Origin of the sequence: Methylosinus sp. Ce-a6, from assembly GCF_009811655.1 — a bacterium.
In the GTDB taxonomy this organism is placed as follows: Bacteria; Pseudomonadota; Alphaproteobacteria; order Rhizobiales; family Beijerinckiaceae; genus Methylosinus.
The window spans coordinates 21225-32270 of record NZ_BGJX01000005.1 but is presented as its reverse complement, the minus strand read 5'-3'; the positions used below and the strand labels follow the sequence as shown (position 1 = coordinate 32270).

Sequence of the window (11046 nt, the reverse complement as noted above, 5' to 3'; positions counted from 1 at the left end):
CTTAAAAAATTCCCCCGGAACGCCGTTCGTTAGCTGTTCCTAGAGCTCGAGATTCTAAATGCCGAGATATGGCTTTCTCCTTTTCTGGCTGATTATGTGCGCGACTTTGTCGGGCTGCGCCCTGCCCGGCGCCTATAGACCGGAACTGCTGGCGACCTCGACGGAGGAGCCCTACACGCTCGCCGCCGGCGATCGGCTGCGCGTCATCGTGTTCGGGCAGGACGCGATCTCCAACAGCTATACGGTCGACGGCTCCGGCCATATCTCCATGCCGCTCATCGGCCTCGTTCCGGCGGCCGGGCTCACCACCCAGGCGCTGCAACATGAAATCGCCGCACGTTTGCGCAACGGATTCATCCGCGATCCTCGCGTCTCGGTGGAAGTCGAGGCGTATCGGCCCTTCTTCGTGCTCGGCGAAGTGGTCAACGCCGGACAATTTCCGTTCGTCGAGGGTCTCACCGTACAGAAGGCGATCGCCATCGCCGGCGGATTCAGCCCGCGCGGCTATCAGGGAGAGGTCGATCTGACGCGCGACTTCGGCGGCGTCCAGGTCATCGGCCGGGTGCCGCTGCTGCAGGCGGTCCGGCCGGGAGACACGATCACGGTTCGCGAGCGGATTTTTTAAGAATCGAGATGCGAGACGAGCGGCAGAGCGAGGCGAGTGACGAGAAAGCCCCCGGACGGCTGCGCATCGTGCATGTCATGCGCGCCCCGATCGGCGGCCTCTTTCGCCATGTCGTCGATCTCGCCGGCGCGCAGGCCGAGCGCGGACATGCGGTCGGACTCATCGCCGATTCCTCGACCGGCGGCGAGCGCGCGGAGGCCGCGCTGCGAATGCTCGAGCCTTCGCTGGAGCTCGGCGTCACGCGTCTTCGCATGCGCCGCCTGCCGAGCTGGAGCGATCCGATCGTCGCCTTTCGCATCGCGGCGGCGCTGAAGCGTCTTGCGCCCGACGTCGTGCATGGACATGGCGCGAAAGGCGGGCTCTATGCGCGCCTGCCGGCGCTGCTCCCCTTCCTCCCGTCGCCGCCGCATCCGCATATTCGCGTCTACACGCCGCATGGCGGCAGCCTCCATTTCGACCCGGACGCCCTCGTCAACCGTGTGTATCTGACGGTCGAGAGGGCGCTCGAGCGCGTGACCGACTTCATCCCTTTCGAGAGCGCCTATGCCCAAGCGCGTTTCGCCAAGTCGATCGGCTTTTCGAGCTCGGCGTCGCGCGTCGTGCCCAACGGGCTACGGCCCGGGGAGTTCGAGCCCGTCGCGCCGATCACTGACGCCGCCGATTTCCTCTATGTCGGCGAGTGGCGCCGCTTCAAAGGCGTCGACACGCTGATCGAGGCGCTGGCGCTGATCCGCGAGGAGAAAGGCGAGGCGCCGCGACTGGCGCTCGTCGGCTCCGGGCCGGACGAAGCGGCCTTGCGCGCGCTCGCCGAGCGGCGCGGCGTCAGCGACAGGCTCTCTTTCGCTCCACCCATGCCGGCGCGCGAGGCGCTGCGACTGGGGCGCATATTGGTCGTGCCGAGTCGCGCCGAGTCGCTGCCCTATATCGTGCTCGAGGCGATCGCCGCGCGCACGCCGCTCATCGCCACCAATGTCGGCGGCATCCCCGAAATCTTCGGCGAATATGCGGATCGGCTCATCGCGAGCGACGATGCCGCCGCGCTCGCCCGCGCGATGATCGCCGCCGGCCGCATGGACGCGGCCTCGCGCCGCCGCGCCAGCGACGCGCTCGCCGAACGCGTAGCAGAAAATTTCTCTTTGGCGGCGATGGAGGAGGCGGTGCTGCGCGGATATCGCGAGGCGCTGGAGGTCGCCGGACGTCGCCGCGCCGCGGAGACCGTGCTGCCGCAGCGAGCCTGACGAGTGGAGTGACGTCATGTGTGCATTCGCCCTACGCGACATCAAAGCGGCCGCCCCCGCCGATGACGACAGTGGCGCCGCCTCGAGGCTCGCGGAAGTGTCCACCGACGCGCGGCCGACGCCCGCCTATTCGCCGATCGTCCTCGCCGGCCTCGTCCGCATTCTCGAATTTCTGCTGATCGCGGCGTCGGGCTTCGCCGTGCATCGGCTGCATGTCGCGCCCGCCTATGGCTATGCGATCGAATATTTCATCGTCATCCCCGGCATGGCGCTGCTCGCCATCCTCGCCTGGCAGGCGCTCGACCTCTACACGCCCGCAGCCTTCCGCTCGCCGGTCGGCCATGGGCTGAAGCTCGCCGGCGGATGGACGCTGGTCTTTCTCGGCGCCCTCGCGGCGATCTTCTTTTTGAAGCTCGACAACGCCCTGTCGCGCGTCTGGCTGCTCGGCTGGTACGCGGGCGGGCTCGGCGTATTGGCGGCGGAGCGCTTCGCCGTCGCCGCGATCGTGCGCGCGCTGACGCAGCAGGGCAAGCTCGATCGCCGCACCGTGATCGTCGGCGGCGGCCCCGCGGCCGAGCCGGTGCTGCGCGATCTCGCCGCCGCCCAGCAGGACAGCGATCTGCGCATTCTGGGAATATTCGACGATCGCCGCGACGACCGCTCGCCGGACGTCGTCGCCGGCTATCCCAAGCTCGGCACGATCGACGACCTCGTCGAATTCGCGCGCCACACGCGCCTCGATCTCGTCATTTTCACCCTGCCGATCTCGGCGGAGACGCGCCTTTTGCAGATGCTGCGCAAGCTCTGGGTGTTGCCGATCGATATCCGCCTCGCCGCTCACACCAATAAGCTGCGTTTCCGCCCGCGCTCCTATTCCTACATCGGCAATGTTCCGGTGCTGGACGTCTTCGACAAGCCCATCGCCGATTGGGACGTGCTGATCAAAGCCGCCTTCGACAGAATCGTCGGCGCGATCTGCCTCCTCCTCTTCGCGCCGGTAATGGCGGCGGTGGCGCTCGCGATCAAGCTCGACTCGCGCGGCCCGGTGCTGTTCCGCCAGACGCGCTACGGCTTCAACAATGAGCGGATCGAGGTCTACAAGTTCCGCTCCATGTATGCGGACAAGCTCGATCCGGCCGCGGCCAAGCTCGTCACCAAGGGCGATCCGCGCGTGACCCGCTTCGGTCGTTTCATCCGCAAGACCTCGCTCGACGAGCTGCCGCAGCTCTTCAATGTCGTGTTCAAGGGCAATCTGTCGCTGGTCGGCCCCCGCCCGCACGCCATGCACGCCAGAGCGGCCGAGCATCTCTACGACGAGGTCGTCGACGGCTATTTCGCCCGCCATCGCGTGAAGCCTGGCCTCACCGGCTGGGCGCAGGTCAATGGTTGGCGCGGCGAGACCGACACGCCGGAGAAGATCCAGAAGCGCGTCGAATGCGACCTCTACTACATCGAGAATTGGTCGATCATGCTCGACATCTACATTCTCGCGCTCACGCCGATCGCTCTGCTGAAGACCGAGAACGCCTATTGACGCGGGGGCGCCTCGCGACGGCGAGGCTTCCGCCCTCCTTGGCCGCCGCTCCTCGCTATGCGAGCCCGAAGGCTCGCGGTCCAGGGCGCGCGTCGGACCGCGAGCCTTCAGGCTCGCCTGCCCACCGCGAGCCCGATCATACGATTTTCGGCTGGTTACTTCACAAACAGGGGCGTCATCGCGAGCCGAAGGCGAAGCAATCCAGAGCCATGGGGCGGCTCCTGGATCGCTTCGTCGCTCCGCTCCTCGCGACGCGCGAACAGATCGACCGGAAATCGTCTCGTTTGATCCATCCCGCGCCCAGGCCTATCCTGGCTTACGCCAACGAGCTCGGATTCGGCTCCGGAACGCTGCCGCTCGCGACTTCGTCCAGAACATCAACATGAACAGAATTAATCATATTCTGCTTATGTTTGCATAGAGTTTCTAATGAAACGCTCGACTCTTCTCATCGTCGCTCTCGGCGCGCTCCAAGGCGCCGCCGGCGTCGCGCTCGCCGCCGCGGCGGCGCATATTTCGAGCGCCGCCGATCTCGACACGGCGAGCCGCTTCCTCATGATTCACGCCGCGGCCGCGCTCGGGCTCGCCGCTCTGCTCGCGGCCGAGCCGCCGCTGTCGCGCTGGCTCGCGGGCGTGAGCTTTGCGCTCGTCGCCGGCGTCGCGCTGTTTTCCGCCGACCTCGCCTTTCGGACCTTTGCCGGCGTCCGGCTGTTTCCCTATGCGGCGCCGATCGGCGGCTCGCTGACCATCGCGAGCTGGCTCGCCTTGGGCGTCTGGGCGCTCGCGGCCCTGCGCGGCCGATAGCAGCTTCGCCGCCCCGGCGAGAGAGGAGACTATCCCGGTCTCGACAGGCGCTGGAATCGCTCCCACCATCGCGTTTCATGTCGAAGGCGAAGAAACATTGGCGCGCGGAGGCGCCGGCCGGTCGGCGTGTGCTCGTCGTCGAGGACGAGCCGCTGATCGCGCTCGCGCTCGAGGAGACGCTCGCCGAGCATGGCTTCGCCGTCGTCGCCTGGGCCCAGACCGTCGCCGCCGCATTGCGACACATCGCCGATACGCGGTTCGACGTCGCGCTGCTCGACCTTCGCATCGGCGCCGAGAGCGTGGAGCCGGTCGCCGATCGCCTCGACGCCATCGGCCTTCCTTTCGTCTTCGCGACCGGCTACGGCCGCGCCGCCCTGCCGCGGGCGCATTCGGCGAGGCCGATCGTCGAAAAGCCGTTCCACGCCGAGGCGCTGATCGACGCGCTCGCCGCCGCCGCCCGCCGCGCCGCTCGAGAGGCCTGAAGCAGGGGCGGCTTGTCTCTCGCGATCACGCTCCATGTAAGGGGGAGTTGCGTCAAAAACGGGTGCCGCGTCATGTCCTCGCGTAAAAGCGGCGTTCGGGGAAAACCGCCCCGACGTCGCCAGGCCGCCCTCGGCGGCATGGTTCTGGCCGCCGCTCTCTCCTCCGCTTTCGACATCTCTTCAGCCTCGGCCCAGGATTTTTTTCAGCAATTGTTCGGCGGAGGCGGCGGCGGCTATTCCGACTACGGCGGCGGCTATTACCCGAGCCATCGCCGCCATGCGCGCGCTCGTTCGCCGGGCCATTCCTACACCGCGCGGGAGCGGCGAGCGGAGCCGCAACCGAGCTCGCGCCACAGAGCCGGCGGAACCGGCGGCGAGCCGGAACGCTCGGTCTACGCCGAGACCGGGAGCGGCGGACGCTCCTACTGCGTGCGCGAATGCGACGGCTATTTCTTCCCTGTCGGCCTCTATTCCAGCTCGAGCGACACGGCGAGCCATCAGCGCGCCTGCGGGCGCCTCTGCCCCGGCGCGCGGACGACGCTCTATGTGATGCGCGGCGGCTCCGACAAGATCGAGGATGCGGTGGCGGCGCGCGGCGGCGGCGCCTATGCGCGGCTCATGGCCTCGCTCCAGCGCAAGGGCGATGGAGAGAAGGACAAGGACTGCTCGTGCCATTCGGGCCGGGTCCATGAGAGCGCGATCGAGGCCATCTTTCTCGATCCGACTCTGAGACGCGGCGACGCCGTGATGACGGCCCACGGCGTCGAAATCTTCCACGGCGCCAGCCGCTATCCCTATGCGAAGAGCGACTTCCGTCCGCTCGCCCGCTCCCCGGACCTCGACGAGCCGATCCGTCGCCGCCTCGCCGCATTGGAGCGCGCCAGCAAGCATGGACGCGGGGCCGCGGAACGTCGCGCCGCGCGGCCGCTCGACGAGCATCGCAGCCAGACTCGCGGGCGCGAGTGAGGCGCGAGAGCGTTTCCAGCCGAAGTGGACGCCGGTTCGGCGTCGGAAACACGGAAAGACTCTCGGTCAGTCTGGCCGCTCCTCCTCCGCCTCCTTCTCCACGCCGGCCGCCGCTCGCTTGCTCCGCCGTTTGGGCTGCCGCGACCACGGGCGGTCCTCGTTCGGGCCGCGCGCCATGCGCCATTCCACCGTCTCGCCGGTAAAGCGCAAGGTCACCGCGCCGGTTTCGGCGAGCTTGCGGCGGTCGATGAGGATCGGGGCGCCGCAGCCCTCGGGCGCATAGAAGGGCGCGATGACGATGGCCGCGCGGGCGCAATCCTCGATCAGCGCCTGGCGATCCGTCACCAATGCGACGGCGCGGCCGTCGACCGCTCTCGCCACGCAGCCGAGCTCGTCGCAGGCGACGCCGCCGCGCGCGTCGGCCGGCGCGCGCGCATCGGCGTCGGCGCGCAGCCATTGCTCGCCGACGAAGGAGAGCCGCCCGCGGCCGAGCAGAGCGAGCTCGCCCGAAGCGAGCCGCAGCGCCGCGGCGTCGCCGCCGGGGGCGACGGCGAGATCGAATCCCTCGCCATTGGCCGCGCCAAAGAGGCCGAGCGCCGCAAAGGGAACGGCCATCGCCCGAAAGAGCCAGGTCCGCCACAGAACGAGCGACAGGACCGCGAGCGCCAGAAAGACGATCGCGAGAGGCGCGAAGCTCTTGACCGGCAGGCTCGCTCCCGGCGCGGCGGCGATCAGCCGCGCGATCGCCGTCACGAGGTCGATGCCGAAGCCGACATAGCGCCAGACCGGGCCGTCGAGGCCGAAAGGATAGAGGAAGGCGCCGACGAGCGCGCCCGGCACGGCGAAGAATTCGATGATGGCGAGCGTCAGCGGATTGCCGATCAGCACATAGGGGCTCAATTCGTGGAAATCGCCGGCCATGAAGGAGGCCGTCGCGGAAGTGGCGCAGAGCGTCGCGAAAATCGGCGCCGCCGGCCCGCGCAGCAGCAGCTCGGCGGCGCTCTCGCGCCATCTGTCGAAACGGGAGGGCGTCCTGCCGAAAGCCTGCGGCTCGCGGCGCCGCTCGATCGATGCGCCGCGCGCCTCATAGACGGCGACGAGCGCCGCCACCGCGGCGAAGGAGAGCTGGAAGCTCGCGCCCAGCAGCGCCTCCGGCTGGAAGGCGACGATGAAGACGGCGGCGAGCGCGAGATTGCGCATCGACAGCGACGGCCGGTCGAACAGGACGGCGACGAGCATGATCGTCGTCATGACCAGCGCGCGCTCCGTGCCGACGCGCGAGCCGGCGCCGATGTCGTAGAGGACGGCGCCGACAATGGCGAGCGCCGCCGCCCATTTCTTGATCGGATAATTCAGCGCCAGCGTGCGCGAGAGCGCGAGCAGCCGCCGCAATCCGACGAAGAAAATGCCGGCGACGAGCGTCATCTGCACGCCCGATATGGTGATGATATGGAATATGCCGGCGCGGCGGATGAGCTCTTTGGCCTCCTCGCTCAGAAAATCGCGTTTTCCCGTCACCATTGCGGCGGCGATGGCGCCCGTGTCGCCGCCGAGCGCGCGATAGACCCGCGCGGCGAGATCGTTGCGCAGCCGATCGACGGCGGCGAAGAAGCGCAGCGACCAGGGCGCGGGATCGGGCGGCGGCATGATCTCGATGCGGCCGAGCGCATTGCCCACCCCGCCGAGCCCGGCGAAAAAAGCGTCGCGCGAAAAATCATAGCCGCCCGGCAGAGCGGCGTGCGCCGGCGGCAGCACGCGCGCCTTGAGGCCGATGAAATCGCCGGCCGCGAATTTCGCGTCGCCGCGCGTCGTCAGCCGGACGCGGCGCGGAACGACATCCGCGGGCAATCCTTCGGCGCTCGCGACGCGCAGGATGAAGCGCGCGCCATTGGGGCGCGGATCGACCTCCTCCACGAAGCCGGTCAAAAATCCGACGCCCGCGCGCGAGACGATCGGCGCGTCGACGCGCGCGGCGCGCCAGACGGCGGAGAAAAACCCGCCGGCGACGCAGGCGAGCACGAGAAACAGCGCCTGCGCGCGGCGATGCGATCGCGCGGCGAAAGCGAGAGCCGCGAAAATGGCGAAGCCGCCGGCCGAAAAGGCGAAGGACGGTTCGCGATCGGCGGCGAAATAGAGAAGGACGCCCGCGCCCGCCGCGACCGGCAGCCACAGAAAGGGACGCCGGAGCGCGATCTCTTCTTCGAGCGCCGCGCGGGCGGCTGCGGCGAGAGACGCGAATAGGGCCGAAAAGGCGGGGCGGAAGACGCCCCTCGCCCGATCGGCCGCGCCGACGACGGCTTTCGCGCTCCAACTCAAAAGGGCCTCGGATCGAACAGCTCGAATGAAGTCGAGCCCATGCTATATCCGAAACCGGCGCCCGCGCGAGCGCCGCAACGTCAAAAACGCGTCGTCAGCTCGGTCAGCCATTGCGGCGAAGCGGCGACGAGCGCCGCCTCGAGCGGCTTGTCGAGCCCGGTCGCGATCAGCAGCCCGATGGAGGCGAGCGCCGCGCCGAGCGCGCCCTTGCCCCATTTGCCGCCGACGAGCAGCGAATGACGCAGCCGCATCGAAAGGCTGCGCGAGGCCGCGCCGAGCGCGACGAGCGGCAGGCCGGCGCCGAGACCGAAGAACGCCATCACCAACCCGACCTCTCCGAAATTCCGCCCCTGCGCGGCGAGCAGCGAGGCGGCGCCCAGCGTCGGGCCGGCGCAGGGGCTCCACACCGCGCCGAGCAGCAGGCCGAGGCCGAACTGGCCGCGCAGCCCATGCGTCGAGAAGCCGGAAAAGCGCCGCTCGATCCAATCGGCCACGGGGCCGCCCGCGGCGGCGAGCCGCACTTGCAGCGCCGGCGTCGCGAGCAGCACGCCGAGCGCGATCATCAGCAGCGCCGCGCCAAAGCGCAGCGCGTCGCCGTCGATCCCCGCTCCGAAGCCGATCAACGCCAGGAACAGGCCGATGGCGACGAAGGAGGAGGCGACGCCGACGGCGAGCGCCGCCGGCCCCATTTTGTGCTCGGAGGCCGCGGCGCCGAGGATGATCGGCAGCAGCGGCAGCACGCAGGGCGAGAGAATGGAGAAGAGGCCCGCCAGAAAGGCGAGCCCCGCTCCGGCGAAATCCGCCGCCATCACAACGCCTTGTCGAGCAGAGCGGCGATCGAGGCCGCATTGGTGTCGCCGGTCGAACGGCCGGTCTCGTTCTTGCCCTTGAAGACGATGAGCGTGCTCTGCGTGGTCGCGTGGAAATTGCGCACGGCGTCCTTCTGGCTGTCGAAATCGACATGGAACACCTGCAGCGCCCCGAACTTGCCGTCGCTCTCGAGCTTCTCGAGGATCGGCTGCTGCGCCTTGCAGGTGGGGCACCAGGGCGCGTGAATCTCGACGAGGATCGGCTTTCCGGCGGCCTGCGCCGCCGCGAAGGCCTGTGGCGTGAAAGCGTGTTTCTCGGCGGCGAAAAGGGGCGTTGCGATGAGCGCGGCGGAAAAAAGCGCGGCGGCGAAGCGTAGCGACATGGGTGAAATCCTCTTCGATCGGCTCCACGGGGAGCAAGCGGCGGCGGAACGGAAATCGCCCGCCGTCGTTCACCTCTACGCGCGCGAGCCGCCCTATGTTACGGGCGGCGATCGATCGCTGAAGCGCGAGAGCGCAAAGCAATCGTAACGGCCGCTCGCCACGCCCTCACGCTGCGACGGCTCCGCAGAATGAGAAAAGCGCCTGCCGAGTCCCGGCCCCTCCCCCGCAGTTCCCCCCTGGCCCGCAGCGTGCTAGACGGGCCTCCTCTTAAGATTCCCCAGGACCATCCGCCGCGCTCATGTCTCAAGTCGTCACGCGCTTCGCCCCCTCTCCCACCGGCTTCCTCCATATCGGCGGCGCGCGCACGGCGCTGTTCAACTGGCTCTACGCCAAGCGCCACGGCGGGCGCTTCCTGTTGCGCATAGAAGACACCGACCGCGAGCGATCCACCGAGGCGGCGATCGACGCCATTCTCGACGGAATGCGCTGGCTCGGCCTCGATTGGGACGGCGACGTCACCTATCAATTCGCGCGCGCGCCGCGCCATCGCGAGATCGCCGAGGAGCTGCTCGCCAGAGGCAAGGCCTATCGCTGCTACGCCAGCGCGCAGGAGCTGGAGGAGATGCGCGAGACCGCGCGCGCCGCGGGCCGCCCGCCCCGCTATGACGGGCGCTGGCGCGACCGCGATCCGTCCGAGGCGCCGGCGGGCGTCGCGCCGGTCATTCGGCTGAAGACCCCGCAAGAAGGCGAGACGGTTATCGAGGACGCGGTGCAGGGCCGCGTCGTCTTTCCGAATAAGGATATCGACGATTTCGTGCTGCTGCGCTCGGATGGCGCGCCCACCTATATGCTCGCCGTCGTCGTCGACGATCACGATATGGGCGTGACGCAGATCATCCGCGGCGACGACCACCTCACCAACGCGGCGCGGCAAAAGCACATTTATGACGCGCTCGGCTGGGAGCCGCCCAAGCTCGCCCATATTCCGCTCATTCACGGGCCGGACGGCGCCAAGCTTTCCAAGCGCCATGGCGCGCTCGGCGTCGACGCCTATCGCGCCATGGGCTATCTGCCGGCGGCGCTGCGCAATTATCTGCTGCGACTGGGCTGGAGCCAGGGCGACCGCGAGTTCTTTTCCACGCGAGAGATGATCGAGGCTTTCGATCTCGAGAGCATTCATCGCTCGCCGGCGCGCTTCGACTTCGTGAAGCTCGAGAATATGAACGGTCATTATCTGCGCAGCAGCGACGACGCCGAATTGCTCGACGGGCTCGTCGCGACGCTGCCCTATCTCGAGGGCGGCGCGGCGCTCGCCGCCAAGCTCGACGAGACGCGCAAGGCGCAGCTCGCCGCCGCCATGCCCGGCCTCAAGGCGCGCGCCAAGACGCTCAACGAGCTCGTCGACGGCGCGGGCTTTCTCTTCTCCGAGCGGCCGCTCGCGCTCGACGCCAAGGCCGCGGCGCTGTTGTCGCCGGCCGCGCGCGCGCATCTTTCCTCGCTGACCGAAAAGCTCGCCGCGCTCGAGGAGTGGAGCGCCGCGGCGACGGAGAATGTCGTGCGCGAGACCGCGGCCGCGCTGGGCGTGAAGCTCGGCGATCTCGCGCAGCCTCTGCGCGCCGCGCTCACCGGGCGCACGACCTCGCCCGGCATTTTCGACGTGCTGGCGATCCTCGGCCGCGACGAGAGCCTCGCCCGTCTGCGCGATCAGGCGCGACCCGCTTGAACGGCCTGCGTGGGATGCTATAGTTTGTGCAATGCACAAACGGGTCTTCTGCTCGACCATTTGCGCCGCACCACCCGCGCGTCGTCTCGCGCGAACCCCGACGCGGCGCGTCGACCGGCGCCTTTCCGCCGGCCAGCGCAGGAAGATTTTGAATTTCTCGAGCGG

General features: G+C 68.6%; 11 protein-coding genes. 8 read left to right on the top strand and 3 right to left on the bottom strand.

All coding sequences use genetic code 11. The features are described 5' to 3' along the window. Nucleotides 1-58 precede the first annotated feature (58 nt). The 6 genes from Mspo_RS04895 (at nt 59) to Mspo_RS04870 (ending at nt 5649) form a co-directional block, all read left to right on the top strand. Nucleotides 59-625, top strand: coding sequence for a polysaccharide biosynthesis/export family protein (locus tag Mspo_RS04895; RefSeq protein WP_159727415.1), 567 nt, complete (start codon nt 59-61; stop codon nt 623-625). Between the two features lie 8 nt (nt 626-633). Further along, the gene (locus Mspo_RS04890) at nt 634-1863 is read left to right on the top strand and encodes a glycosyltransferase family 4 protein (protein ID WP_159727413.1); all 1230 of its coding nucleotides are present in this window, start codon (nt 634-636) and stop codon (nt 1861-1863) included. Nucleotides 1864-1879: 16 nt separating this feature from the next. Continuing rightward, complete coding sequence (locus Mspo_RS04885; protein WP_159727411.1) at nt 1880-3397, top strand: undecaprenyl-phosphate glucose phosphotransferase; 1518 nt, start codon at nt 1880-1882, stop codon at nt 3395-3397. Between the two features lie 429 nt (nt 3398-3826). Next, nucleotides 3827-4201, top strand: a complete 375-nt coding sequence (locus Mspo_RS04880; protein WP_159727409.1) for a DUF423 domain-containing protein — start codon at nt 3827-3829, stop codon at nt 4199-4201. 77 nt (nt 4202-4278) lie between these two features. Continuing rightward, nucleotides 4279-4683 carry a response regulator gene (locus tag Mspo_RS04875; protein WP_159727407.1) on the top strand — a complete coding sequence of 135 codons (405 nt, stop codon included), beginning with the start codon at nt 4279-4281 and terminating at the stop codon, nt 4681-4683. Nucleotides 4684-4821: 138 nt separating this feature from the next. Continuing rightward, nucleotides 4822-5649, top strand: coding sequence for a DUF2865 domain-containing protein (locus Mspo_RS04870; RefSeq protein ID WP_159727405.1), 828 nt, complete (start codon nt 4822-4824; stop codon nt 5647-5649). A 66-nt stretch (nt 5650-5715) separates the two neighbouring features. Here Mspo_RS04870 and Mspo_RS04865 read toward each other — a convergent pair whose 3' ends face one another. The 3 genes from Mspo_RS04865 to Mspo_RS04855 form a co-directional block, all read right to left on the bottom strand. Then, nucleotides 5716-7965 (bottom strand): ComEC/Rec2 family competence protein, encoded by a 2250-nt coding sequence (locus Mspo_RS04865; protein WP_159727403.1) that lies wholly within the window; start codon nt 7963-7965, stop codon nt 5716-5718. An 80-nt stretch (nt 7966-8045) separates the two neighbouring features. Then, nucleotides 8046-8774 carry a cytochrome c biogenesis CcdA family protein gene (locus Mspo_RS04860; RefSeq protein WP_159727400.1) on the bottom strand — a complete coding sequence of 243 codons (729 nt, stop codon included), beginning with the start codon at nt 8772-8774 and terminating at the stop codon, nt 8046-8048. Next, nucleotides 8774-9157 carry a thioredoxin family protein gene (locus tag Mspo_RS04855; RefSeq protein ID WP_159727398.1) on the bottom strand — a complete coding sequence of 128 codons (384 nt, stop codon included), beginning with the start codon at nt 9155-9157 and terminating at the stop codon, nt 8774-8776. The genes Mspo_RS04860 and Mspo_RS04855 overlap by 1 nt, the downstream gene beginning before the upstream one ends. On the opposite strand from Mspo_RS04855, the gene Mspo_RS04850 reads away from it, so the two are divergent. Next, the gene (locus tag Mspo_RS04850; protein WP_159727396.1) at nt 9156-9305 is read left to right on the top strand and encodes a hypothetical protein; all 150 of its coding nucleotides are present in this window, start codon (nt 9156-9158) and stop codon (nt 9303-9305) included. The genes Mspo_RS04855 and Mspo_RS04850 overlap by 2 nt on opposite strands. A gap of 151 nt (nt 9306-9456) precedes the next feature. Next, the gene (gene gltX, locus Mspo_RS04845; RefSeq protein WP_159727394.1) at nt 9457-10881 is read left to right on the top strand and encodes a glutamate--tRNA ligase; all 1425 of its coding nucleotides are present in this window, start codon (nt 9457-9459) and stop codon (nt 10879-10881) included. Nucleotides 10882-11046: the final 165 nt, after the last annotated feature.

Coding starts and splice junctions, on each gene's coding strand:
- Mspo_RS04895 (WP_159727415.1), top strand. CDS start 59: ATGCCGAGATATGGCTTTCTCCTTTTCTGGCTGATTATGTGCGCGACT.
- Mspo_RS04890 (WP_159727413.1), top strand. CDS start 634: ATGCGAGACGAGCGGCAGAGCGAGGCGAGTGACGAGAAAGCCCCCGGA.
- Mspo_RS04885 (WP_159727411.1), top strand. CDS start 1,880: ATGTGTGCATTCGCCCTACGCGACATCAAAGCGGCCGCCCCCGCCGAT.
- Mspo_RS04880 (WP_159727409.1), top strand. CDS start 3,827: ATGAAACGCTCGACTCTTCTCATCGTCGCTCTCGGCGCGCTCCAAGGC.
- Mspo_RS04875 (WP_159727407.1), top strand. CDS start 4,279: ATGTCGAAGGCGAAGAAACATTGGCGCGCGGAGGCGCCGGCCGGTCGG.
- Mspo_RS04870 (WP_159727405.1), top strand. CDS start 4,822: ATGGTTCTGGCCGCCGCTCTCTCCTCCGCTTTCGACATCTCTTCAGCC.
- Mspo_RS04860 (WP_159727400.1), bottom strand. CDS start 8,774: ATGGCGGCGGATTTCGCCGGAGCGGGGCTCGCCTTTCTGGCGGGCCTC.
- Mspo_RS04850 (WP_159727396.1), top strand. CDS start 9,156: ATGGGTGAAATCCTCTTCGATCGGCTCCACGGGGAGCAAGCGGCGGCG.
- Mspo_RS04855 (WP_159727398.1), bottom strand. CDS start 9,157: ATGTCGCTACGCTTCGCCGCCGCGCTTTTTTCCGCCGCGCTCATCGCA.
- gltX (WP_159727394.1), top strand. CDS start 9,457: ATGTCTCAAGTCGTCACGCGCTTCGCCCCCTCTCCCACCGGCTTCCTC.